Here is a 24,925-nt window from a genome sequence, read left to right as displayed (position 1 = left end):
CATGCGCGACAACATCGAACTGATCGCTGTGGTCTCCGGGGCCGCCTGCGTGGCCGGCCTGCTGCTGGTGGTCGTCGCCCTGGTCGGCACCCGGCGGCCACCCGGTCCGCAGCCGGGCGCTAGCCCCGGGTTGAGCTGGCTCTGGTACGGCTCGGGCACCACCCTCAGGGAACGGCGGGCGCACCAGGCGCTGCTGCTCGGCGCGGTGGCGACCGGGGCGCTGGCCTTCCTGCTCACCGGCCTTCCGGTGGTCGGCCTGCTGGTCGCGGTGGCGGTGCCCGGCACGCCCTGGCTGTTCAACGTCGGCCGGGCCGAGCAGCGGGCCATCGCCCGGATCGAGGCGGTCGGCGAGTGGACCCGCCGGCTCAAGGACGTCTCCGCCACCGGGCAGGGGCTGCAACAGTCGATCATCGGCACGGTCGGCACCGCACCGGAGGAGATCGAGGAGGAGGTACGGCTGCTCGCCGCCCGGCTCCAGGCCGGTTGGCTGGCCCGCACCGCCCTGCTCGCCTTCGCCGACGAGATCGGCGACCCGGTCTGCGACCAGGTGGTGGCCGCGCTGATCCTGCACCTCACCGACCGGGGTGAGCGGCTCGGCGACGTGCTCGGCTCGATCGCCGGGGCCGCCGCCGCCGAGGTCGCGACCCGTCGGGAGGTCGAGGCCAAGCGCACCCAACCGCGGTTCGCGGTCCGCTTCCTCACCGGAATGACCCTGGCCACCCTCGTCTACGGGCTGCTGAACGCCGAGTACGTCCGCCCGTACGGCACGCCGACCGGGCAGATGGTGATGGCGGCGCTCGGCGCGGCGTTCATCGGCCTCCTGGCCTGGGTGCGCTCGATGAGCCAGCCGCAGCGCCCGGCCCGCTTCCTGCCCGCCCCCGACCCGCAGGAGGTCATCGCGTGAGCGCGAGGAGTGAGCTTGCGAGCCCCGCAGTCGCGAACGAAAGGCGGCTCGGCGTGAGCGCGAGGAGTGAGCTTGCGAGCCCCGCAGTCGCGAACGAAAGGCGGCTCGGCGTGAGCGCGAGGAGTGAGCTTGCGAGTCCCGCAGTCGCGCACGGAGGGCCGGCGCGATGATCCTCAACTGGCAGCTCGGGATCGCGGTGGGCAGCGGCGCGGCCGTCGGGTTCGGCGTGTTCCTGGTGCTCCGCGAGCTGGTGCCGGCGACCCCGGCGCTCGGGCCGGCGCTGCGGCGACTGCACCAGCCCCCCGGTACCAGCTCGAGCGCCGGGCCCGGCGGCCGCCGGCTGGAGTGGCTCACCGGGCTGTCCCGGTGGCTGCGACCGCCGCACCGGCAGCTCGCGCTGATCAACCAGACACCCGAGCAGTACGCCCTGTCGATGCTGCTCTCCGCGTTGATCGGGCTGGCCATGCCGACCCTGCTCACCGTCGCGTGCTTCGTGCTCGGCATCCAGCTGCCGCTGGTGGTGCCGGTGCTGGGCAGCCTCGGGCTGGCCCTGCTCGCCGCGCTGCTCGCACACCGGTCGGTGCTGACCAAGGCCGCCGCCGCCCGCGACGAGTTCCGGCTGGCCGTCTGCACCTACCTGGATCTGGTGGCGTTGCAGCTCTCCGCCGCGCACGGCCCGGTGCAGTCGCTGGAGCGGGCCGCCGCGGTCTGCGACGGCTGGGTCTTCGACCGGATCTCCGAGGCTCTGCGCATCGCCCAGATGCAGATGCACTCGCCCTGGGACGAGCTGCGCGAGCTGGCCGACCGGATCGGCATTCCCGAGCTAGGCGACGTCGGGGCGATCATGCGCTCCTCAGGCAGCGAGGGCGCGCAGGTGCACGAGACCCTGCGCAGCCGCGCCGACTCGCTGCGCGACCAGATCCGTACCGACAACCTGGCCCGTGCTGAGGGGGTGACCAGTCGCCTGGACATCCCGGGTGCGCTGCTGGTGTTCGTGCTGCTCGGCTTCGTCCTCTATCCGTTCATCGCCCGTGTGTGACCCCGCTTCAAGAGAAGGAGCACGTCATGTCCCTCGTCACCTACCTGCACGTCGCGCTGACCGCGCGCCTGGCCGAGCTGCGCCGCCACGGCGAGCGCGGTGACAGCCCGGTTCCCACCGCCGTGATCATCTTCGGTCTGGTCTTCGTGGCCACGATCGTCACCGGTCTGGCCCTGACCAAGTCGAGGGACTGGATGAACGCCATCCCGAACCACACCAACCCGAAGTAAGGCGCCATGCGCCGGACCGCTCACCGGTGGGGGCGCCGGACGGCATCCGCCGCCCGGCGCCGCCGCGCGCCCCTCACCGCCGCGGTGCGCCGGCGGCTCGGCGCGGGCGGTACGGACATGGGCGCGAACCCGGTCGAGCTGGCGGTGGTGATGCCGCTGATCCTGCTGCTGCTCTTCGGCTCCATCCAGGTCGCCGTCTGGTTCGTGGCCCGGTCGACCGCGCTGAACGCGGCGCAGAGCGCGGTGAACGCGCAGCGGGTGCACCAGGCGCCCGAGGGAGCCGGCGCGCAACGGGCCAACCGCTTCCTCGCCGCCTCCGGTGACTGGCTGGTCGGCTGGGACCGGCCGGGGCCGAGCTGCCAGACCACCGCCACCGAGGTCACCTGCACGGTGCAGGGCAGGTCGCTCTCGGTCGTACCCCTGGTGAGCTTCCCGGTGCGACAGACCGCGCACGGGACGGTGGAACGGTGGACCACGCCGTGAGTCGCGACGCCGGGCGTGGCTCGGTCTCCATCGAGGTGGCAGTGCTCGCCCCTGCGTTCATCGCGCTGATGGTGCTGGCCGGGGTGACCGGGCGTACGGCGGTGGCGACCGAGGCGATCGACGCCGCCGCGCATGACGCGGCGCGGGCCGCCTCGATCTCCCGGAACGCCGACACCGCCCGGCGCGAGGCCAGGGACGCTGCCGTCCGCCAGTTGGACTGGCGCGGGCTGGCCTGCGACGGCGCCCCGACGCTCACCTTCAGTGGCTCGGTGCGCGGCCGGGCGACCAGCTTCGCCGCGGCCTTCCGCAGCCCGGTCGGGCAGGAGGCCGCGGTCACCGTCGAGGTCCGTTGCACGGTCTCCTACCGGGACCTGCGGCTCTCGGTGCTGCCGGGGATGCCGGACGGCAACCGGATCTCGGCGAGCTTCACCTCGCCGCTCGACCGCTACCGGAGCCGGGGATGACCGCCGTGGTCGCCCGGCAGCGGGACGCGGGCCGGGTGAGCATCTTCCTCGCGGTGGCGATGGTCGGGGTACTCGCCGTCATTGGGCTCTCCTTCGACGGGGCCGGCCAGCTGCGCACCCTGCAACGCGCCGACAACCTCGCCGCCGAGGCGGCCCGTACCGGTGGGCAGGCCATCGACCGGGCCACCGCCATCGCCGGCGGGCCGAAGCGCATCGACCAGCAGCAGGCGCGCGCCGCCGTGGCGGACTACCTCGCCGCCGCCGGCACCGTCGGGCACTCCGTCAGCTTTCCGGTGGTCGGCGGGGAGACGCTGATCAGCGTCCGGGTGACCGTCACCTACCGCCGGTCGATGCTCGGCCTCTTCGGTTTCGACGACACCGTCACCGTCACCGGTGAGGCGACCGCTCGGGCCCTCACCGGGGCGCCGTAGGAAGGAAGGCAGCCATGGGTCGCTCCGCCGTTCGTCGGACCGGACGGGTCCTCACCGGGTTCGGCGCGCTCGTCGTGCTCTGCGCGGTGCTGGTCGGCGCCCCGGTGGCGCTGCTCGCCTTCGCCGGCAATCCGCTTCCCGACCACGTACCCACCATCACCGAGGTCGGCGCCGTGCTGACCAGCCGCGACGACGGGCAGCTCTTCCTGCGGGCGCTGGCGTTGGCCGGCTGGTTCGGTTGGGCCACCTTCGCTTTCTCGGTGCTGGTGGAGCTGGGCGCCCAGGCGCTGCGCCGGCCGGCGCCCCGACTGCCCGGGATGAGCCGGCAGCAGCGCGCCGCCGCCGCCCTGGTCGGCTCGGTCGCGTTGATCGTCGCCGCGTCGCCGGCCGCCAGCGCCGCCGCGGTGGCCAACGCTCCGTCGTACGCCGCGCCGGCGGCGCCGGCCGCGGTCGCCCAGTCGGCTCCCGGGGCGACCACGGCAATCCCGCCGCGGCTCTCGCTGGTCACCGGGCCGGTCGCGGCGACCGCGCCCGCCCCAGTCCGGGCCACCCGGTCCGCCGAGGTTCCCGTCTACCGGGTGGCGAAGGGCGACTATCTGGGCGCGGTCGCCGAGCGCTACCTGGACGAGTTCGCCGACTACCGGGAGCTGGCCCGGCTGAACCGGCTCGGCGACCCGGACCGGATCCGGCCCGGCCAGCTGCTGAAGCTTCCCGAACAGGCCACCGACCGGGGTGCCCGACCACATGCCACCGGCCACCTCGTCGTCCGCCCCGCGCCGGCCCGGCCGGCACCCTCCGCCGCGCCGAGTCAGGCCACCCCGGGGCAGGAGACGTCACCCGCGGCGCCGGCCCCGCCGGCGGCCGAGGCGCCCCGCGGCGAGGCCCCGGCCGTGACCGTGGGCGCGGCCCGAGTGGGCGAGCCGGACCGGGTGAACCGCCCGCTCGCGGTCTCCGCCGTGCTCGCTGTGGCCAGCATCGTGGGCGCGCAGATCGGCGCGGTGCTCGGGCTGCGCCGTCGGCCGGCCGCCGCCGGTGCGCGGCTCAGCGTCCCGGGCCGGCTTCGGCCGGGTACGAAGGCGCGCGGCGGCCTGACCGGACGCGGCGCCACGCGGGGTACGACGGCGCGCGGCGGCCCGGCCGGTGGCGGGGTGACGCGAGGTCGGGGTGGCACGGCGGCGGCCAGCCAGGCGCGGGCGCACGCGAGCGCCGCCGATGAGCCGTCGACCGGCCGGCACCGACGCGACTGACCGCTGGTCCCCCGCGGCAGTCGCGCTGGGCCGTCAGGGTAGCCGGGCCTCGAGTACGCCGTTGCGGACCCGGGTGGGCAGGATCTGCTGGTCGTTGCCGGACGGGCCGTGCACGACCTCGCCTCCGTTGAGCCGGAAGGTGCTGCCGTGCCACGGGCAGACCACACAGTCATGCCCGTTGATTTCCTGCACCTGGCCCTGGCCGAGCGGGCCGCTCTGGTGCGGGCAGCGCTCCAGCATGACGGTGACGTCCTCGCCGTGCCGGTAGAGGATGACCGACACGTCGTCGATCTCCCGGGTGATCAGCTGGCGCTGCGGCAGCCCCGCCATGTCACCCAGCTCGTGCCACCCCGCGCTCATCAGATGCAGCTCGGAGATGCTCTGGTTGACCTGCGCACCCTGCTTGTACGCCAGGTGCCCGCCGATGTAGGCGCCCATGCTCACCGCGCCGAGCCCCGCCATGGCGAGCGCCCGACCGAGGCCGTGCCGGCCGCTGACGCGCGCCGCCAGCGAGCTCGCGTAGAAGGCCAGCCCGACGGAGTTGGCGGCAGCGTGCGCCAGGCCCACCCGCCGCTGGTCGGGGGCGAGCGCCGCCCAGTCGTTGAGCCCGGCGACCGCCGCCGGCACGGCGCTCGCCGTGCCCACCGCGGTCAGCGTGGTGGCGGCCCGGCGCTGCCCGGGCATGAAGTCCAGGATCGCCGCGCTGATCCAGGCGCCCACCGGCACCTGCACCATCGCCGGGTGCAGCGGATGGCCCAGCGGCACGCCGTGCAGCAGGTCCTTGACCCGCTGCGGGCGCAGGGTCGCCAGCACGACTCGTTGCAAACGGTTACCCACCCGGTCGAGGCCGGATGCCTGCTCGATCTTCGTCAAGAGTGCTCGCACGGGTACCGACTTCCCGGCATTCGCGCCCCCAAACCGACCTCGCGTGACGGATCCACAGCGCGCCGTGACGACGGCTCAGCAGCACCGGAACCCGACACCCCAGCAGGGCCCGGCGGGGGCGGCGGGTGCGGCGGGGGCAGGAACGGGAGGCAGGGTCGGGAGGCCCGCCGCGCCTCCTTTGCTCTGCTTCACCCCCGGCAACACTGAAGGGCCCTGAGCGTTGCCTCGGCTGAAGCAGAGCAAAGGTGGTTCGAGGGGCCTCCGCGCCGACGGGGACGGGACCCTGGCGTGCCGGCGGCCGGGGCCCTGGCGTGCCGGCGGGGCCGGGGGCATGCTGTGCCGATGGGCGTACGGGTCGAACGCGACGGACCGGTGACCACGGTGATCCTGGACCGGCCGGCGGCGCGCAACGCGGTCGACGGGCCGACCGCCCGGGCCCTCGCCGACGCGTTCCGCGCCTTCGACGCCGACCCGGACGCGGCGGTGGCCGTGCTCTGGGGTGCCGGCGGGACGTTCTGCGCCGGTGCCGACCTCAAGGCGATCGGCACGCCGAGCGGCAACCGGGTCGAGCCGGACGGGGACGGCCCGATGGGCCCGACCCGGATGGTCCTCGGCAAGCCGGTGCTCGCGGCGATCTCGGGTTACGCGGTGGCCGGCGGCCTGGAGCTGGCGCTCTGGTGTGACCTGCGGATCGCCGAAACCGATTCGGTGCTCGGTGTGTTCTGCCGCCGCTGGGGAGTTCCGTTGATCGACGGCGGCACCGTCCGGCTGCCCCGGCTGATCGGCGAGAGCCGGGCGATGGACCTGATCCTCACCGGCCGGCCGGTGCCGGCCGAGGAGGCGTACGCGATGGGGTTGGTCAACCGGCTCGTCGCGCCGGGGACGGCCCGGGCGGCGGCCGAGGAGCTGGCCGCGGAGATCGCCCGGCATCCGCAGACCTGCCTGCGCAACGACCGGGCCGCGGTCCTGACCGGCGGTGGGTTGCCCGAGCCGGCGGCGATGGCGACCGAGCTGGCGTACGGGATGGAGTCGCTGGCGACGGACGCGGCGGCCGGCGCGGCCCGGTTCGCCGCCGGCGCCGGCCGGCACGGCGCCCCGGCGTCCTGACCCGTCCGCCGCCGCCACGGTCGGGCCGGATCCACTCGGCCGGACGACGGCGGACGCCGCCGGGAGGGTAGGTCCTCCCGACGGCGTCCGGATCCGAGGTGGTCAGTTGCGGACGATGGTGAAGGTCGACGTGGTGTTCTTGATGTCCTGGTAGTTGTCGGACAGCCGCAGGTTGTTGAAGGTGGCCGAGCCGACCGCCGGGCCCTGACCGGGTTCCGGCATCTCGTTGACCCAGATGCCGAAGCCGGACTTGGCGTCGAAGGCGTCACCGCTGCGCCGCGCCCCGGAGATCGAGACGTTGGTGAAGACGGTGTCGGTGACCGGGTTCTCCGGCTGGCTGCCGTTGTACTTGGTCTGGAACATGATCCCGGAGTACGTCGGGTCCACGATGTCCACGTCCGTGACGCGGATGCCGCGGAACTCCTTCGACGCCGAGAACACCCAGATCGCCGGGAAGGTCTGCGAGCCCCAGAAGTGGCCACCGGCCCGGATCAGGGAGATGTTCTCGAACCGGGTGGGTGGGCTGGCCCCGAACCCGATGAACGGGTAGCCGAAGTCCAGCGAACTGATCGTGATGCCGGAGTAGGTCAGCATGTCCGCGATGTAGAGGTTGCGGAACACGTTGTCGTAGCCGCCGTACACCGCGATGCCGGCCGCCCGCCAGGTCAGCGTGGCGCTCAGGTTCTCGAAGACGTTGCCGTGGTTGCCGGTGGACGCGCCCTGGTCGGTCGCGGAGAAGAGCGCGAACGCGTCGTCCCCGTTGGACCGGCCCTCCGAGTTGGCGACCAGGTTGTTGGTGCTGCCGTTGGTCATGTTCACCGCGTCGGCGAAGGTGTTCCGGAACCGGCTGTTCGTGATCTTGAGGCCGCTGACGCTGACCCCCCAGTACGCGCAGACCGTGTGCTCGACCCAGACGTTGTCCAGGGTCATGTTGTCGACGTCCTTCAGCTCACCCCAGACCTTCCCCGGCCCGTCGATCCGGTTGGTGTAGTTGCCGAAGAAGGCGAGGTGCTCGAACGAGGACCCGCTCGCCGAGGACTCCACCCGGAAGCCGGCGTCGGTGTTCTGCTGCGAGGTCGGCGTCTGGAACCGGGTGTACCAGATGCCGGCGCCCACCACCTTGACCGCCTTGCCGTAGACCTGGAACTTCTGCGCGGTCTCGTAGGTGCCGGCCGGCAGGTAGACCCCGACCAGGTTGCCGGTGGTGTCCATCCGGACCGCGTCCAGGGCGTTCTGCACGTCCTGGTGGCTGAACCCGGTCGGCACCCGGTACCGCGCCGGGTCCGGGTTGGCCCGCGGCGCGACCTGCTCCAGGTTGATGAAGTCGATCGCGTACGTGGTGCTGTTCGCCGGATCCTTCTGCAACCGGATCCGGCTGCCCGCCGGGATGGTCGAGTTCAGCAGTACGTTCGCCTCGTCGTAAAGGTGCCGCGGCGGGCCCGCGCTGGGCGAGTCGCTCGGGCTGGCCTCCGCGCCGTAGAGCCAGATGTGCTTCGAGGTGAGGTTGATCGGCTTGTGCAGCACCCCGTTGACGTAGATGTTCAGCGTCGAGTTGATCCCGCCCCCGCCCGGGGCGTCCGGGATGGAGAAGCGGGTCACCAGGGCGTTGGCCGCCGCCTTGGTGGTCCACTCGACGTACGCGCCGTTGCTGTTGAGGGTCACCGCCCGCCGGCCGGAGGCCTCACCGGCCAGGTCGCCGATGTCCCGGTTCGGCGCGAGCACCTGCGCACCGCCGCCGACCGAGCCCTCCTCGGCCTCGTACATGTCGTACGGCAGGTTCGCCCCACGACCGACGAAGAGCGATCGGTCGCTGGTGTTGTTCTGCCGCTTCACCGGCAGCTCGTTGGCGTCGTCGGCGAGCACCACCCGGACCGTGTACCGGCCGTTCGCCGCGGTCCAGGTGCCGAGGTTGACCGGGCCGGCGGTGGCCCCGGCCGCGATGGCGCCGCTGTACGAGCCGGTCAACGTGCGGACCACGCTTCCCGAGTCGTTGAGCACGGTCAGCGTGATGCCGTGCGCGCCGCTCGCCGAGGCGACGGTGCCCTGGTTGCGGATGGTCACCGAGAAGTTGACCGTGGCGCCCGCGGTCGGCGTGCCGGGCGACCAGGTCACCGCCGAGGCGACCAGGTCGGAGCTGGCCACCGGGTTGACGGTCAGCGCGGTCGGGTTGGTGTAGGTGTTGTTCGCCTCGTTCTGCTCGATCACCGTGTTCGCCTCGTCGACCTTGCCGATCAGCTGGTAGCTGCCGGCGTTGCGCGGGCCGATGTTCGCCGAGACGGTGGTCGACGCGCCGGCGGCCAGGGCGCCGACGTTGGCCGTGCCGACCTTCGTCGTACCCAGGTAGAGGCCGACGGCGGTGGCGGCGGAGGCCGCCGTGCCGGCGTTGCGGACCGTGGCGGAGAGGGTGATCGCGTCGGTCTCCACCGGCGCGGCGGGCGACGCGGTGAGCCCGGTGACGGTCAGGTCCGGGTTCGGCGCCGCGACCCCGATCACCTGGAACTCCGCCACCTGCCCGTTGGAGGAGCCGGAGTTCGCGGTGAACTGGAGCCGGACGTCGGCCGCCGTCGCCGAGACCGGGATGGTCACCGTGTTGCTGCTGCCCGGGCTGAACGAGTACGTCGCCGAGCCGACCAGCGTGCTGAACCCGGACGCGGACTGCTCCCGGCCGAGCACCTGGAAGGTCTGGGTACGGGGGCCCCAGGACGGATCGGGGTTGAGCTTCACCACCAGCGAGCTGATGCTCGCGTTCGCGCCCAGCGCCACGGTCAACGTGCTCGGGTACGCCCCGGGCGCGCCCTCCCAGTAGGTGGCGACGTCGTTGTCGTTGGCGTTCACCGCGTTGAAGACGTGCACCACCGACGAGGCGGTGATCGGCTTGCCGACCGCCAGGTTGGTGCCGCCCGGAGGGGTGCTGCCGTTGCGGGTGACCGTGTTGCTGTTCGACGACACGTTCCCGGCGGCGTCCTTGGCGCGCACGTAGTAGGAGACCGTCGCGGTGTCCGGCTGGTTGTCGGTGTAGGTGAGCGTCGAGCCGTTCACGCTGCCGCGCAGCGCGCCGTTGGCGTAGATGTCGTAGCCGGTCACCCCGACGTTGTCGGTGGACGCGGACCAGGTCAGCCGGACCTGGCCGCTGGCCGGCTGGGTGTACGCGAGGTTCCCCGGCGCGGTCGGCGCCACCGTGTCACCGGTGTTGCCGGTGCGGGTCACCGTGTTGCTGTTCGCCGACTGGTTGCCGGCGGCGTCCCTGGCCCGGACGTAGTACGAGACGGTCGACCCGGCCGGCTGGGTGTCGGTGTAGGTCAGGGTGGAGCCGCCGAGGCTGGTCCGCAGCACCCCGTTGGCGTACACGTCGTAGCCGGTCACCCCGACGTTGTCGGTGGACGCGGACCAGGTCAGTCGGATCTGGTTGGTCGCCGGCTCGGTGAAGGCGAGGTTCCCGGGCGCCGACGGTGCCTGGGTGTCCCCGGTGGCCGGGCCGTAGATCTCCAGCTCCGACAGCTGCCCGGCCGGCCAGCCGCTGTTCGCGGTGATGAGCAGCCGGACGTACCGGGTGGCCGCGGTGGGCACGGTCACGGTGACGGTGTTGCCGCTGGCCGGGTTGAAGGCGTACGACGCCGAGGCGACCAGGGTGCTGAACGTCGACCCGTTGGTGCTGCCCTGCACGGTCAGCGTCTGGTTGCGGGCGCCCCAGCCGGCGGGCAGCTTGAGCACCAGCCGGTTGACGTTCACCGTGGCCGCCAGGTCGGCCTGGATCCACTGCGGGAAGGCGTTGTTGGCGCTCTCCCAGTAGCTGGCGGCGTTGCCGTCGTTGGCGTTGCCGGCCCCGTAGACGTCGGAGTGGCTGCTCTCCGCCATCGCCTTGCCGAGGGCCAGGTTGGTCGACGAGGTGGCCGCGCCGTACACCTCCAGCTCGGCGAGTTGGGCGGCGCTCCAGCCGGTGTTCGCGGTGATCGCGATCCGGACGAAGCGCGTGCTGGTGGCCGGGAAGTTGATGGTCACGGCGTTGCCGGCGGCCGGGCTGAACGACCGGCCCGCGGAGGCGACGATGGTGCTGAAGCCGCTGCCGTCCAGGCTGCCCTGCACGGAGAGGGTCTGGGTGCGGGCCTCCCAGGCGCTGGGCAGCTTGAGGATCACCTGGTCGATGGCGGTGCTGGCGCCGAGGTCGACCTGGGCCCACTGCGGGAGAGCGCCGCTGCTCTCCCAGTAGCTGCCCTGGTTGCCGTCGGTCAGGTTGGCGGTGACGAACGATCCGTTGGTGCTGCTGGCCGAGGTGCTGCGTCCGGCGGCGAGGTTCGGCCCACCGGCGGCGACGGCCGGTAGGGCCGGGGCCACGGTGACGACCAGGCCGACCGCGGCGAGCACCGCGATCATTCGGGTACGGAATCTGGACATGGCGGGGGTACACCTTCTTCCCGGGGGACGTGGAGAGGGCGTGTGCGGTGGTGCGGGGGCGGTGCGGGTGGAGCGGGTGTGCGGCGGGACCCCGATCGGCGTACGGAGTCCCGCCGCACACGTCTCAGGTGGCGTAGACCTCGAACTCGGAGAGCTGGCCGGCGGGCCAGCCGCTGTTGCCGGTGACGGTGAGCCGGACGAACCGGCGGTCACCGGCTGGCAGCGCGATCGACACGGTGTTGCCGCTCGCCGGGTTGAAGGTGTAGCCGGCGGCGGCCTTCAGCGTGCTGAACGTCGAGCCGTCGGTCGAGCCGAGCACGGTCACCGTCTGGGTGCGGGTCTGCCAGGCCGAGGCCGGCGGCAGCTTCAGCACCACCCGGGACACCGGCCGGTTGCTGCCCAGGTCGACGGTCACCGACTGGGGGAAGGCGTTGTTGGTGCTCTCCCAGTAGGTGTTCGGGTTGCCGTCCACCGCGTTGCCGGCGACGTACACGTCGGCGTGGCTGGTCTCCGCGATCGGCCGCCCGGCCGCCAGGTTGCCGGTGGGCGGCGGCGTGGTGGGTGGCGGGGTCGTCGGTGGCGGGGTGCTGCCGTCGCCGTACACCTCGAACTCGGAGAGCTGGCCGGCCGGCCAGCCGGTGTTGCCGGTGAGCGTGAGCCGGACGAACCGGCGGTCACCGGCCGGCAGCGCGACCGACACGGCGTTGCCGCTGCCCGGGTCGAAGACCCGGCCGGCCGAGCCGGCGAGCGTCGACCAGGACGACCCGTCGGTCGAGCCGAGCACCGAGATCGTCTGGGTGCGCCGCTCCCAGCCGGCCGGCAGCTTCAGCACCACCCGGTCGACCGCGCGCGTGGCGCCGAGGTCGACGGTGAGCGACTGCGGGAAGGCGTTGTTCGCGCTCTCCCAGTAGCTGGCGGCGTTGCCGTCCACCGCGTTGGCCGGGACGTAGTTCTGGTTGACGCTGGTCGCGGTGACCGGCCGCCCCTGGGCCAGGTTGCCGCCGGTCGGCGGCGGGGTGGTGGGCGGCGGCGTGGTGGGCGGCGGGTTGGTCGGGCCGCCGCCCCACTGCGGCTCCGGCCACGGCCCGCAGTACGGGGTCGGCGTGTACCAGCCTGAGTTGCCGGCGCCCTGGGTGATCTGGAAGCCGCCACCGACGCAGTTGTGCATCGGGTTGGACTGGGCGATGCCGGTGGCCCGCACGTTGGTGAACGAGACCTGGCTCGGCGCCTGCACCTGGAGGGCGTACGTGCCCGCGCCGTCGATGCGGACGTTGTTGAGGTTGATCCCGTTGGTCTGGCCCTCGATCCAGTGCAGCGCCGCGTAGGAGCTGTCCAGGATGTCGGTGTCGGTGATGTTGATGGTCGGGTTCTGGAACGGCTCGTTGAGCGCGGAGAACCAGATCGCGCCGACCCCGAAGCGCCAGTTGTAGTCGGAGTTGCCGTTGCGGATCAGGGTGTTCCGGGCGATCGTCCAGGTGCCCTGGACGCCGGTGGCGCCCTGCACGCCGGGGTAGCGGTTGGCGACGTGGATGCCGCCGCCGTTGGTCAGCGAGTCGGCGGTCACGTTGTCGGTGATCTTGATGTCCCGGCCGCCGTAACTCACCAGGTGGTTCGCCAGCAGGGTCACGCCGATGGTGTTGTGCGTGAAGGAGTTGTTGACGTTCGGCACGCTCTGCGCCCACATGGCCAGCGCGTCGTCGCCGGTGTTGCGGACGAAGGTGTCGGTCACCGTCGAGTTGGTGACGCCCCAGTGGAAGTTCACCCCGTCGGCCGTCTGGTCCAGGATCCGGCTGTTGCGGATGGTGAAGTTGTCCATCGGGCCGTCCATCCAGGCGCCGACCTTGGTGTTCTCCAGCCAGAGGTTGTCCACCACCGAGTTGGACATCGCCCCGCCCAGCGCGTTCACCTGGTCGTCGTCCACCCGCTCGCGGATGTCGCCGATGATGGCGAAGTCGCGCAGGGTGACGTTGCGGCTCGGGCCGCCGGCCTCGTGCGGCCGGATCCCGCCGCTGTAGCCGCCGCCCGGGACGTACTTGCCGTAGATGCCGGCGGCACGCTTGCGGTCGGTGGGGTGCCGGCCACCGAGCACCGAGTACCACGGGCCGGCGCCGCGCAGGGTCACCCCGTCGACCACGACGTGGTCCCAGAGGGTGAAGGTGCCGGTCGGGATCCAGACCGGCCTCCCCTGGGCCTTTCCGGCGTCCACCGCCGCCTGGAACTTGGCGGTCGAGTCGGTGCCGCCGCTCGGATCGGCGCCGAAGTCGGTGACCACGTCGAGGACACCGGCCGGCTTGGCGATCGGCGCGACCAGCTCGAAGTCGGCCAGGTCGATGGTGAAGGTGGGCGACTGGGCGGTCGAGGCGACCTGCAAGCGGATCTTCGTACCGGCCGGGTAGGTGGCGCCGAAGAGTGCCCGGGTCTCGTCGTAGAAGTGGTGCGGGTTGGTGTCGCCCGGGTTGTTGTTGAACGGGTAGCCGCCGTAGTACCAGCCGTACCTCGACGTGACCGGGACCGACTTCAGCAGGGTTCCGTTGGCCCGCAGGTCGATGGCGGCGTCCCGGCCCGTGCCGGCAGCGTTGTCCGGCAGGCTGTAGCGGAAGGTCACCGCGTTGGCGGGCGCGGTCAGCGTGAACTCGACGTACTCGCCGACGGCGTCGAGGGTGACGGCCTCCCGGCCGGACGCCTCCGACGGGAGCGTGCCGTAGTACCGGTCCGGGCCGATCTTCGTGCCGGTGTGCGCGACCTCCTCCGCCTCGTGCTCGACGAAGGGAACGGTCGCGCCCCGGCCGGGGACGTCGAACGGGGAGAGCCCGGCCGCCTGGGCCGGGGTGGCGGTGCTGGTCAACGCGATGACGGTGAGCGAGGTGGCGGCGAGCGCGGCGCCGGCGAGGGCGGCGACCCCCGCGCGGGTGCGGGCTCTTCGAGGTGGGTGCGGGGCGGCGGTGGTGTGGTCGGGCATGAGCGGCGCTCTCCCTTTCATGGGTGATGCAGGTCCCCCCGTGCGTTGCGGCTGCGCTTGGGGTGGACACCTCCTCTCAGGCTCCGGACCGGCGGGGGCCGGCGGGGTGGCGCGGTGCCGGCGGCCGGGACGGGGCCGCCGGCACCGCGAGGTGCGGATCAGGCCGGTTCTGCTCCGGCCGCGGTCGGTTCGGTGGTACGCAGCCAGACGGCGGTGTCCGGCGGCAACAGGTCGTCATCGAGCGGACCGCTGGCCAGCAGCAGTTCGTCGTGCGGCGGCAGCGGAACCGCCGTGTCGGAGAGGTTGACCAGGCAGGTGAAGCCGGGCCGACGGTGGTAGGCGAGCACCCGGTCCGGGGCGGGGAGCCAGGTCATCTCGCCGTCGCCGAGCGCGGGCTCGGACCGGCGGATGGCGATCGCGGACCGGTACAGCTCCAGCATCGAGCGCTGGTCACCGGTCTGCGCCCGTGCCGTGCGGTCCTTCCAGTCGGTCGGCTGCGGCAGCCAGGGCGACGCGGCCCCGTCCGGGCTGAAACCGAACGGTGGCTCGTCGCCGGACCAGGGCAACGGCACCCGGCAGCCGTCCCGGCCCGGGTCGACGTAGCCGGAGCGCGGCCACATCGGGTCGGTGCGCAGCTCCGGGGGAATGTCCTCGACCTCCGCGAGCCCGAGTTCCTCACCCTGGTACACGTAGGCGGCACCGGGCAACGAAAGCGAGAGCAGCGCCGCCGCGCGGGCCCGGGTGGTGCCGAGTTCGAGGTCGGAGAAGATCCCCTCCCGCTTCTTGGCGAAGCTGAACGTGGTGTCCTCCCGGCCGTACCGGGTGACGTGCCGGGTGACGTCGTGGTTGGAGAGCACCCAGGTGGCCGGCGCGCCGACCGGCGCGTGCGCGCTCAGCGTCCCGTCGATGCTCTCGCGCAGCGCCGAGGCGTCCCAGGCGCAGCCGAGGAAGTCGAAGTTGAACGCGGCGTGCAGCTCGTCCGGGCGCAGGTAGTTGGCGAACCGCTGCCGATCCGGCAGCCACACCTCACCGATCAGCGCCCGGTCGCCGGGGTACTCGTCGGCGACCCGCCGCCAACCACGGTAGATGTCGTGCACGCCGTCGAGGTCGTGGAACGGGTGCGGCTGGTCCGGTCGGACCTCGGGCAGCGTCCCGTCCTTGACCAGGAGCCCGGCCGAGTCGATCCGGATGCCGTCCACGCCCCGGTCGAACCAGAACCGCAGGACGTCCTCGAACTCGGCGCGTACCCGGGGGTGGTCCCAGTTGAAGTCCGGCTGCTGCGGGGCGAACAGGTGCAGGTACCAGTCGCCGGGGGTGCCGTCCGGGTTGGTGGTCCGGGTCCAGGTCTCGCCGCCGAACTCGCCGACCCAGTCGGTGGGCCGCTGGTCGCCGTTCGGGCCCCGGCCGGGACGGAACCAGAACAGCTTCCGCTCGGGTGCGTCCGGTCCGCCCGCGAGCGCCGCCTGGAACCACGGGTGCGCGTCGGAGCAGTGGTTCGGCACCACGTCGACGATGGTCCGGATGCCGAGCGCGTGGGCCTCCGCGATCAGCGCCTCCGCCTCGGCAAGGGTGCCGAAGACCGGGTCGATGTCGCGGTAGTCGGCCACGTCGTAGCCGGCGTCGGCCATCGGGGAGGGGTACCAGGGGCTGAACCAGATCGCGTCGACACCGAGCGCGGACAGGTGATCCAGCCGGGACCGAATGCCGGCGATGTCGCCGATGCCGTCGCCGTTGCCGTCGGCGAAGCTACGCGGGTACACCTGGTAGATCACCGCTCCACGCCACCACGGACTGTCGTCTGCTGTGGACACGAGCACCTGCTTTCTGCGTCGGTACGTCGGCGGGTTCGCCGGACCTGGATGTCTCTGCGGCGAACCGTCGTTGTCCGCCGCGGGGGGTGCGCTGGTGGGGTGTAGGGGTCAGCTCGTCATCGAGCCCGCCTGAAGGCTGCCATGATCAACGTTTGCCATCGTCGGGGGCTATCCCTTGAGGCTGCCGGTGGTCAGCCCGGACATGATGTTCCGCTGGAAGATCAGGAAGATGATGACGGTCGGGATCGCGGCGATGACCGACGCGGCGATCACCACGTTCATCGGCGTACCGCCGGAAAAGGCGTAGATGCCGACGCTGACCGTCCGGGTCTCGGGCGACGGCATGACCAGCTTCGGCCAGAGGAAGTCCTTCCAGACCGCGGTCACGGCGAAGATCGAGACCACGCCGAGGATGGGGCGCGACATCGGCAGGATGATCGACCAGAGCGTGCGCAGCGGCGTCGCCCCGTCCATCAGGGCCGCCGACATCAGATCCTCCGGAATCGAGTCGAAGAACCGCTTCAGCAGGAAGATGTTGAACGCGTTCGCGACGAGCGGCAGCCAGATCGCGAACGGCGAGTCGAGCAGGTTGATGTGCAGGATCGGCAGGTCGATCACGGTCACGTACTGCGGGACGATGAGGACCATCGCCGGGATCATCAGCGTCGCCAGCATCAGCCCGAGGATCACGTTGCCGAAGATCGGTCGAAGCTTGGACAGGGCGTACGCCGCGGCGGTGTCGAAGACGAGTTGGAACACCACCGCGCCGGTCGCGTAGTAGAAGGTGTTGAAAAGCAGCTTGGCGAGGTCCAGGTTGTTCCACGCGTCGATGTAGTTCTGCGGCTGCGGATCCTTCGGGAACAGCGACGGCGGGGTCTGCGCGATCTCCTGGCCGGACTTGAGCGCGCCGGTGACCATCCAGTAGAGCGGCCCGAGGAAGACGAGCGTGAAGCCCACGACGACGACGGCGAGCAGCGTCCAGTAGATCGCCCTGCCGCGCCCCCGCCTCAGCTGGGCGTGGGAGATGAGGGTCCGGGTCCCGGAGTCCTGTGCCATTTCTCGCCCGTCCTAGTCCTGTTTCGCGGTCAGTCGCACGTAGACGGCGGAGAACCCGGCCAGCACCACCAGCATGATCACGCCGAGCGCCGCGGCGCCGTTGAGGTCGTTCTGGAAGAACCCGTGCTGATAGATGAGGTACGCCACCGAGGTCGCCGAGTCCTCCGCACCGGCACCGTTCGCCAGGATCAGCGGCTCGATGAAGAGCTGCATCGTGGCGACGATCTGGAGCATCGCCAGGAGCGCGAGGATCAGCCGGGTCTGCGGGATGGTCACGTTGAGGATCCGCCGCCAGATCCCGGCGCCGTCGAGCTCGGCCGCCTCGTAGAGCTCGCCGGGGATGTTCTGCAGCGCGGCCAGATAGATCAGTACGGCGCTGCCCATGTTCATCCAGGTCGACGCGAGCACCATCGCCGGCATCGTCATCTCGGGGGACTGCATCCACTGGGAGGTCGGCAGGTGCAGCGCCTTCAGGATCGCGTTGAAGAGTCCCGCCTCGCTGGGGTCGTACGCGTAGAACTTGAAGAGGAAGAGCGCCGAGGCCGGCGGCAGCATCACCGGCAGGTAGACCAGGATCCGCAGATACCCCTTGGCGTGGCGGAACTCGTTGAGCAGGATCGCCACGAAGAACGGCACCGCGTACCCGAGGACGAGCGCGAGGACCGTGAAGTAGAACGTGTTCTGCCACGCGGGCCAGAAGCTCGGGTCGGCGATGATGCGGGCGTAGTTGTCCCAGCCGACCCAGGTGGTCTCGCCCCGCCGGGTGCGCTGGAAGCTCATCACGATGCCGCGGATCATCGGGTACCAGGAGAAGACGGCGAAGCAGAGCACCGCCCCGATCAGGAACGCGTGCCCGGTGAGGTTGTCGCGTACCTTGCGGCTCGTACGCCCGGCCGGGGACGGCGACGGGGGGCGACCGGTTGCGCTGATGGTCCCCGGGGCGGTGGTGATCGCCAAGGCAACTCCTGGTGAGTCGATGACCGGACGGTTCGGCGCGGATGGTGTGGGGGCCGGCGGTCCGGCCCCCACACCGTCGGATCAGCTCTCGGCGGCGAGGAGCTGGTTGACCTTCTCCTCGGCCGTCTTGAGCAGCGCGTCGATGTTCGAGTTCGGGTTCGTCAGCACCCCGGACATCGCGGCGTCGAGCACCGCGTAGACCGCCTGCGCGTTGCGCGGCTCACCCTTGATCGGCACCGGGGTCGCCTCGAAGATCGCGAAGTTCGCCGTGTCGACGTTCGCGTTCGCCTTACGCAGTTCCAGCTCCTGCTTCTGCGCCTCGCTGCCGTTGGCGAAGAGCAGCGGCTGGGGCAGACCCACCGGGTAGTTCTGCGGCTTGGCCCGGGCGTAGTCGAACTGGCCCTTGCCCGGCGTCAGCTTCTGGTACGCGATCCACTTCAGACCGGCCTCGACCTGCTCGGGGGTCAGGCCCTTCTTGAAGAAGTAACCCTCGCCACCACCGAGCGTCCCCTTCGCCGGCCCGTCCTGGCCGGGCAGCGGGGCCATCGCCCAGTCCTGGAACTTGCCCTGGAACTGGCTGACGATCGCCTGGGTGGCGTCCGGCGCACCGATGAACATGCCGACCTTGCCCGCACCGGCGTTCGTCAGCAGGTCACCCCACTGCAGCAGCTGGCGGGCGCCCATGCTGTTGTCGCCGTACCGCATGTCCTTGAGGTTCTGCAGGACCTGCTTGCCCATCGCGTTGTTGAAGTCGGCCTTCTTGCCGTCCGGGGTCAGCACCTGGCCACCCTGCGAGTAGAGCAGGGAGGTGAAGTGCCAGCCACCGGTGTTGCCCGCGCTGTACTCGGAGTAGCCGGCGACGCCGTTGCCGAGCGCGGAGATCTTCTTCGCGGCGGCCCGGACCTCGGCCCAGGTCTTCGGCGGGTTGTTGACGTCGAGCCCCGCCTGCTGGAACAGGACCTTGTTGTAGACCAAGCCCATCGAGTAGTTCTTCACCGGGACGGCGTAGAGCTTGCCGCCGTCGGTGAACACCTCCTTGAGCGCCGGGTCGACGCTGTCCCAGGTCGGGACGTTGTCCTTGTTGGCGTACTCGGTGATGTCCATCGCCTGACCGGAGTCGAGCACCTGCTGGAGATCGGTCATGTACCCGTAGAACACGTCGGTCACGGTGCCGCCGGCGAGGCGGGCGGTGAAGTCCGGCGGGTTGTTGCACTGCTCGCCGACGCTCACGCTCTTGATGACGATGTCCGGGTTCTGCCGCTGGAACTCGGCGACATCGTCGTTCCAGTTCTGCAACAGCTCTTTCTGGGAGCCGACCGGCTGGCAGTCGACCGTGATGGTGACCTTGCCGCCTGCGTTCGTGTCCTTGTCGTCGCTCTTCGTGGAGCATGCCGTGAGGCTGAACCCCAGGCCGGCCACGAGCGCTATCGCCGCAGCCTTTCGGTATTGCGGTACGGACATCTGTCCATCCCTTCTCCGAACGGGTGTGTCCATGACCTTCGCTGACCCGCGGTGGTCGTTCACCGCGGCGATGCCCTGCAACTGATCTGTCTCCGCCGTCTGGACCTGACCCCTGGAGACACGTCGGGGCCAGCGCGGGATGGTGATCTAGCTCTCTTGCTCGGGATGTTTCGTGGCGATGACGATACAAAGTCGGATCGGCTGCCGCAAGAACTCGACTGGAATTCGAAAGACTGCGACTAAAGTGCCGGGAGACCTGAACGGCCGGCTCGGGCACCGCGCCACCCCCGGCAGCACGCATCCAAGCTGGTGAGCACGGTCCAACGGGCAACCCGACGCCCGCGCTCGGCGGACGTGGCCGCGCGGCGTTCGGCGGGCCGAGCTGCGGTCGGCAGGCCGGCCAGGTCGCCGACATAGCGGTGTCCCGGGTGGACGGATACCGCCATGTCGGCGACCTGGAGTGGATCAAGCGGCTTGTCCCGCGTGATCGACTCGGTTTCGGTGATGTCGGGGTGTCCCGATCGCCGCTTCACCCCGACCTCACGGATCCCGAGTCGATCACCGGGTGCCGATGCGCGACGAAATCTGGCCGCCGGCCGCGAAGAGCGGTCGACGGCCAACGTGTCGTTCAGGCGGCCACGGGACTGTCGCCCGGTGTGTCCAACCGGGTCGCCCGGTCCGTGTCCGGTGGTCGGTCAGCGGGCGGGAGCGGGAGCGGTCGAGCCGCGTACCACCAACTCGGGCTCGAAGAGCAGCTCGTCGTGCAGCACGCCGACCCCTTCGATCTGGGTGACCAGCAGGTTCACCGCCGCCTGCCCCATCGTCTCGATCGGCTGACGGACCGTGGTCAGCGGCGGGTCGGTGCAGGTCATGAACGCGGAGTCGTCGAAGCCCACCACCGAGATGTCGGCCGGCACCGAACGACCCAACCGGCGGGCCGCCCGGATGGTCCCGAGGGCCAACACGTCGCTGGCGCAGATGACGCCGGTGACCCCCCGGTCGACCAGCTTGGTGGCGGCGACCCGGGCCCCTTCCATGGAGAAGCTGGAGCGCTCGACACACTCGTCGCCGTCGGCCCAGCCGGCCACCTGGATCATCGCGGCCAGCTTCCGCTGGGACGGAACGTGGTCCTCGGGGCCGAGCACCATGCCGATCCGCTCGTGGCCGAGCGAGCGCAGATGGCCGTACGCCTGCTCCACCGCCACCGCGTCGTCGGTGGAGACCCGGGGAAACTCCAACTCGTCCACGCCGGCGTTGACCAGGACCACCGGCAGACCGCGGTCGGTCAACCGCCGGTAGTGCTCGTGGGTGGCGTCGGCCAGCGCGTACGAGCCACCGGCGAAGATCACCCCGGAGACCTGGTGGTCGAGCAGCATCTCGACGTAGTCCGACTCGGACACTCCGCCGATGGTCCGGGCGCAGAGCGCCGGGGTGTAGCCGCGCTGGGCGAGCGACCCGGTGACCACCTCGGCCAGCGCCGGGAAGATCGGGTTCTGCAGCTCGGGCAGCACCAGCCCGACCAGTCGGGCGCGCTCGCCGCGCAGCTTGGTGGGCCGCTCGTAGCCGAGCACGTCCAGTGCGGTCAGCACCGCCGTCCGGGTCGCCTCGGAGACCCCGCCCCGACCGTTGAGCACCCGGCTGACGGTGGCCTCGCTGACGCCCGCCTTCTTCGCTACCTCGGTGAGCCGTTTCGTCACGGCCGCAATCCTACGTCAAGCTGGTGCAAGAACTGGACAGCGAAAAGTCCCGGCTCGACCACTTCCGGTCACCAGCCGACCGTCACTTGAGGTTCCGCAACGCGTCCTCGATGGCCCGGTGGAAGGTCGGGTAGGCGTAGATCATGTGCCGCAACTGGCTCAGCGGCACCGCGGCGTGCACCGCGACCACCAGCCCGGAGAGCACCTCGCCGCCGGCCGGACCGGCCGAGGTCGCCCCGATCAGCACCCCCTGGTCGGCGTCCGCGACGAGCTTGATGAAGCCCTCGTCGCCGACCTGGTGGATCCAACCCCGGGTCGAGCTGCCCAGCTTGGTGAAGCCCACCTGGACGTTGATCCCCCGGTCCCGGGCCTGCTGCTCGGTCAGCCCCACCGCGCCGACCTCCGGGTCGGTGAAGGTGACCCGGGGCAGCGCCCGGTAGTCGGCGCGCGGCACGGTGCCCGCCGATCCGCTCGACCCGCTGGCGCCGAGCCGGCTGGCCGCGCCCATGGCGCCGCCTACCACGCTCGCGGTACCGCTCGGGTCCGCACCGGCCTTCTCATGCCGGGTCCGGTCGAGCAGGTCGGCGACCACGATCCCCGCCTGGTACATCGCGATGTGGGTGAACGCGCCCTCGCCGGTCACGTCGCCGACCGCCCAGATGCCGTCCGCGGCGGACATCCGGTCGTCGACCCGCAGGTAGCGCTGGCCGGGGTCCACCCCGACGGTGTCCAGCCCCAACTCCTCCAGGTGGGCCCGGCGGCCGGTCACCACCAGCAGTCGTTCGGCGGTGAACTCGGCGCCACCGGCGTGCAGGGTGAACCGCTGCCCGTCATGCTCGACCCGCTCGGCCCGCAGCCCGGTGCGGATCTCCACCCCGTCGGCCCGGAGCGCCGCGGCGGCCACCTCGGAGGCCTCCGGCTCCTCGACGGCGAGCACCCGGTCCAACGCCTCGACGACGGTGACCTGGACCCCGAACCGGGCGAAGACCTGGGAGAGCTCCAGCCCGATCGCTCCGCCGCCGAGCACCAGCAGCGACTCCGGCAGTTCCTCGACCTCGATCGCCTGATGGTTCGTCCAGTACGGGGTGTCGGCCAGGCCCTCGATCGGCGGCACCGACGGCCGGGTGCCGGTGCCCAGCACGATGCCGTACCGGGCCTGGAACACCTGGTCGCCGATGCGGACCCGGCCGGGCCCGTCCAGCCGGCCACTGCCCCGGACGAACCGGCCACCCCGGTTGACCAACCGCTCGACCGCGACCCGGTCGTCCCAGTTGTCGGTGGCCTCCGCACGGATCCGCTTCGCCACCGGCGCCCAGTCCGGTCGCACGTCGGCGGTGCCGGCGAGCCCGTCGACGCGGCGCGCCTCGGCGAGCGCGTTCGCCGCCCTGATCATCATCTTGCTCGGGATGCAGCCCCAGTACGGGCACTCCCCACCGACCAGGTCCCGCTCGATGCCGACGACGGTCAGGCCGGACTCGGCGAGCCGTCCGGCCACCTCCTCGCCGCCGACGCCGAGCCCGACCACGACCACGTCCACCTGCTCCGGCTCCGCCACCCGGACAGCATCCCCCAGCCGACCGCGCCGAGCCAGCCAGGCCCCGAAAAGTCGACCACCCGGGACAGGTCGATCGCCTACCGTGGCCGGATGCCCGACGTCCGCTTCGCCGCCGTCCACGACTGTTTCCACGACCTGCTGGCCACCGGTCGGGAGACCGGGGCGTCACTGGCCATCTGGTACGACGGCCGACCGGTGGTGGATCTGGTCGGCGGGGTCACCGCGGCCGGCCCGGACGCCGCCGGGTGGCGGCCGGACACCCTGGTCAACGTCTACTCGGTCGGCAAGCCGGTGGCCGCGCTCTGCCTGCTGCTGCTCGTCGACCGGGGCCGGCTCGGGCTGGACGATCCGGTCGCCGCGTACTGGCCGGGCTTCCGGGCCCCGGCCACTGTCCGGCAGGTGCTCAGCCACACCGCCGGCCTGCCGGCCTTCCCGGTGCCCCGGCCGGCGACCGCCGTGGCGGACTGGGACCTGCTCGCCGGTGACCTCGCCACCGCCGAGCCGGAGTGGACGCCGGGCACCGCCGCCGGCGAGCACGCCTGGACGTACGGGCACCTGGTGGGCGAGTTGGTACGGCGGGTGGACGGCCGGTCGGTGGGCCGGTTCCTGGCCGACGAGATCGCCGGCCCGTGGCGGCTGGACCTGGGCTTCGGGTTGAGCCCGGCGGACCAGCGGCGCTGCGCCGACCTCTCCTACGGCGACCCGGACTGGCCGGTCCGGATGGTCGGCGAACCGGGCTCGCTGCGGGCCCGGGCCGTCTCCAATCCAGCCGGCGGGTTGGACCTCGCGGTGCTGAACAGCCCGCTCTGGCGCGGCGCCGAGATGCCCGCGGTGAACCTGCACGCCACCGCGACCGGGCTGGCCCGGCTCTACGCCGGGCTGCTCGCCGGCGGCACGCTGGACGGCGTCCGGCTGTTCAGCCCCGAACTGGTCGCCGAGGCGACCCGGGTCCAGTACGACGGGCCGGACCTGGTGCTGGACCGGCGGACCCGGTGGACGTTGGGCATGCAGTGGGAGGAGGACGGCAGCTGGGGCATGGGCGGGCTCGGCGGGAGCTGCGGCTGGGCCGACCCGGAGCGTGGCTACGCCTTCGCCTACGCCACCGCCCGGCTGGCCGGCTTCGACCGGGTGGAGGAGCTGGCCGAGGCGCTGCACAGCTGCCTCTGACCGCCGGCACCGGCAGCCGGGGTCGCGATGCGGGCGGCGGTCACCGAGCCGTGCGGGCGGCGGTCACCGAGCCGTGCGGGCGGCGGTCACCGAGCCGTGCGGGCGGCGGTCACCGAGCCGTGCGCGCGGTCACCGAGCGGTGCGCGCGGTCACCGAGCGGTCGGACCCGGCGGCCCGGGTACGACCACCGGGGTGCCCGTCGGGGCGAGCAGCGCACGGGCCGCCACGCTGAGCCGCCGCCGCTGCGGGACCACGGCCCGGCGGGCGAAGACGTCGTAGTCCTGCGCGGCCACCTCGTCGAGGATCCCGCCGTAGAGCGCGTACGCCGTCCGCATGCAGGCCTGTGACGCGGGTGCGAGCAGGGTGATCCCGGGTGCCGCCGCCGCGTAGTGCTGCTGGGCCCGGGTCACCTCGTAGGCGATCAGCTCGCGGATCGCCGGGGTGGCCCGGCAACGCCGGCGGGCGTCGACCAGGTCCCGCCGGGTCACCCCGAACCGCGTCAGGTCCTCCTCCGGCAGGTAGGTCCGCCCCCGGTCCAGGTCCTCGGCCACGTCGCGGATGAAGTTGGTGAGCTGGAAGGCGAAGCCGAGCTGCCGGGCCGGTTCCCGGGCCGCGATCGGGTCGTCGCTGCCCAGGATCGGCAGCATCATCGTGCCGATGACCGCGGCCGAGCCCTCCATGTAGTCGAGCAGGTGGGGGTAGGTCCGGTAGGAGCTGACGGTCAGGTCCATCGCCATGCTCTTGAGGAACGCGGCGAAGTCGTCCCGGTCCAGGTCGAAGACGGCGATGGTGTGCAGCACCGCCGGGAGCAGCGGATCGTCGATCGGCTCGCCGTGCAGGCCGGCCATGAACCGGCCGCCCCAGTCGTCGAGCCGGGCTGCGCGCTCCGTCGGCGGCAGGTCGTCGGTGCGGTCGACGATCTCGTCGGCGTACCGGGTGAAGCCGTAGAGGGCGTGCACATGTCGGCGTTTCCACCCGGGGAGCAGGCGGGTGGCGAGATAGTAGGTGCGGCCGTGGCGTCGGTGCAGCTCACGGCAGCGGTCGTAGGCAGCGGTGAGATCCGTGTCCACCGGCCCCCTC

19 protein-coding genes are annotated in these 24,925 nt (G+C 71.9%); 9 read left to right on the top strand and 10 right to left on the bottom strand.

The window, feature by feature from the left end:
- The first annotated feature begins 1 nt into the window (after position 1).
- The 7 genes from ACIBBA_RS04225 (at position 2) to ACIBBA_RS04195 (ending at position 4,798) form a co-directional block, all read left to right on the top strand.
- Complete coding sequence (locus ACIBBA_RS04225) at positions 2-904, top strand: type II secretion system F family protein (RefSeq protein WP_396693612.1); 903 nt, start codon at positions 2-4, stop codon at positions 902-904.
- A gap of 169 nt (positions 905-1,073) precedes the next feature.
- The gene (locus ACIBBA_RS04220; protein WP_396694308.1) at positions 1,074-1,943 is read left to right on the top strand and encodes a type II secretion system F family protein; all 870 of its coding nucleotides are present in this window, start codon (positions 1,074-1,076) and stop codon (positions 1,941-1,943) included.
- 26 nt (positions 1,944-1,969) lie between these two features.
- Positions 1,970-2,173, top strand: coding sequence for a hypothetical protein (locus ACIBBA_RS04215; protein WP_350868280.1), 204 nt, complete (start codon positions 1,970-1,972; stop codon positions 2,171-2,173).
- A gap of 6 nt (positions 2,174-2,179) precedes the next feature.
- Positions 2,180-2,656: a TadE/TadG family type IV pilus assembly protein gene (locus ACIBBA_RS04210; RefSeq protein ID WP_396693609.1), complete on the top strand. Its 477-nt coding sequence runs from the start codon at positions 2,180-2,182 to the stop codon at positions 2,654-2,656.
- Positions 2,641-3,120 (top strand): TadE/TadG family type IV pilus assembly protein, encoded by a 480-nt coding sequence (locus ACIBBA_RS04205; RefSeq protein WP_396693607.1) that lies wholly within the window; start codon positions 2,641-2,643, stop codon positions 3,118-3,120. The genes ACIBBA_RS04210 and ACIBBA_RS04205 overlap by 16 nt, the downstream gene beginning before the upstream one ends.
- Entirely contained in the window at positions 3,117-3,551 is a 435-nt protein-coding gene (locus ACIBBA_RS04200) for a hypothetical protein (RefSeq protein ID WP_396693605.1), read from the top strand. The genes ACIBBA_RS04205 and ACIBBA_RS04200 overlap by 4 nt, the downstream gene beginning before the upstream one ends.
- Positions 3,552-3,565: 14 nt before the next feature.
- Positions 3,566-4,798 (top strand): LysM peptidoglycan-binding domain-containing protein, encoded by a 1,233-nt coding sequence (locus ACIBBA_RS04195; protein ID WP_396693603.1) that lies wholly within the window; start codon positions 3,566-3,568, stop codon positions 4,796-4,798.
- Between the two features lie 33 nt (positions 4,799-4,831).
- Here the strand turns inward: ACIBBA_RS04195 and ACIBBA_RS04190 are convergent, their stop codons facing one another.
- Positions 4,832-5,683, bottom strand: coding sequence for a Rieske 2Fe-2S domain-containing protein (locus ACIBBA_RS04190; RefSeq protein WP_396693601.1), 852 nt, complete (start codon positions 5,681-5,683; stop codon positions 4,832-4,834).
- A 342-nt stretch (positions 5,684-6,025) separates the two neighbouring features.
- Between ACIBBA_RS04190 and ACIBBA_RS04185 the strand changes: the two genes are divergently transcribed.
- Positions 6,026-6,790: a crotonase/enoyl-CoA hydratase family protein gene (locus ACIBBA_RS04185; protein ID WP_396693599.1), complete on the top strand. Its 765-nt coding sequence runs from the start codon at positions 6,026-6,028 to the stop codon at positions 6,788-6,790.
- A 102-nt stretch (positions 6,791-6,892) separates the two neighbouring features.
- Here the strand turns inward: ACIBBA_RS04185 and ACIBBA_RS04180 are convergent, their stop codons facing one another.
- The 8 genes from ACIBBA_RS04180 to ACIBBA_RS04145 all read right to left on the bottom strand — a co-directional run bounded on the left by ACIBBA_RS04180 (position 6,893) and on the right by ACIBBA_RS04145 (position 22,678).
- Positions 6,893-11,182 (bottom strand): discoidin domain-containing protein, encoded by a 4,290-nt coding sequence (locus tag ACIBBA_RS04180; protein WP_396693596.1) that lies wholly within the window; start codon positions 11,180-11,182, stop codon positions 6,893-6,895.
- Between the two features lie 124 nt (positions 11,183-11,306).
- Positions 11,307-14,141 (bottom strand): discoidin domain-containing protein, encoded by a 2,835-nt coding sequence (locus tag ACIBBA_RS04175; RefSeq protein WP_396693594.1) that lies wholly within the window; start codon positions 14,139-14,141, stop codon positions 11,307-11,309.
- Between the two features lie 158 nt (positions 14,142-14,299).
- On the bottom strand, positions 14,300-15,952 hold the full coding sequence (locus tag ACIBBA_RS04170; protein WP_396693592.1) for a glycoside hydrolase family 13 protein: 1,653 nt from the start codon (positions 15,950-15,952) through the stop codon (positions 14,300-14,302).
- A 168-nt stretch (positions 15,953-16,120) separates the two neighbouring features.
- Positions 16,121-17,008: a carbohydrate ABC transporter permease gene (locus tag ACIBBA_RS04165; protein WP_396693590.1), complete on the bottom strand. Its 888-nt coding sequence runs from the start codon at positions 17,006-17,008 to the stop codon at positions 16,121-16,123.
- Positions 17,009-17,020: 12 nt separating this feature from the next.
- Positions 17,021-17,965 (bottom strand): sugar ABC transporter permease, encoded by a 945-nt coding sequence (locus tag ACIBBA_RS04160; protein WP_350868299.1) that lies wholly within the window; start codon positions 17,963-17,965, stop codon positions 17,021-17,023.
- Positions 17,966-18,046: 81 nt separating this feature from the next.
- On the bottom strand, positions 18,047-19,426 hold the full coding sequence (locus ACIBBA_RS04155) for an extracellular solute-binding protein (protein WP_357047009.1): 1,380 nt from the start codon (positions 19,424-19,426) through the stop codon (positions 18,047-18,049).
- A gap of 695 nt (positions 19,427-20,121) precedes the next feature.
- A complete protein-coding gene (locus ACIBBA_RS04150) occupies positions 20,122-21,123 on the bottom strand; it encodes a LacI family DNA-binding transcriptional regulator (RefSeq protein ID WP_350868301.1) in 1,002 nt (333 codons plus the stop codon).
- An 82-nt stretch (positions 21,124-21,205) separates the two neighbouring features.
- Positions 21,206-22,678: a dihydrolipoyl dehydrogenase family protein gene (locus ACIBBA_RS04145; protein ID WP_396693587.1), complete on the bottom strand. Its 1,473-nt coding sequence runs from the start codon at positions 22,676-22,678 to the stop codon at positions 21,206-21,208.
- A gap of 90 nt (positions 22,679-22,768) precedes the next feature.
- Between ACIBBA_RS04145 and ACIBBA_RS04140 the strand changes: the two genes are divergently transcribed.
- Positions 22,769-23,845 carry a serine hydrolase domain-containing protein gene (locus tag ACIBBA_RS04140; protein WP_396693585.1) on the top strand — a complete coding sequence of 359 codons (1,077 nt, stop codon included), beginning with the start codon at positions 22,769-22,771 and terminating at the stop codon, positions 23,843-23,845.
- Between the two features lie 149 nt (positions 23,846-23,994).
- Here the strand turns inward: ACIBBA_RS04140 and ACIBBA_RS04135 are convergent, their stop codons facing one another.
- A complete protein-coding gene (locus ACIBBA_RS04135) occupies positions 23,995-24,915 on the bottom strand; it encodes a phytoene/squalene synthase family protein (protein WP_396693583.1) in 921 nt (306 codons plus the stop codon).
- Positions 24,916-24,925: the final 10 nt, after the last annotated feature.

Origin of the sequence: Micromonospora sp. NPDC051006, assembly GCF_044456245.1 — a bacterium.
Lineage (GTDB): Bacteria > Actinomycetota > Actinomycetes > Mycobacteriales > Micromonosporaceae > Micromonospora.
This window is presented reverse-complemented; position numbering and strand designations above follow the sequence as displayed.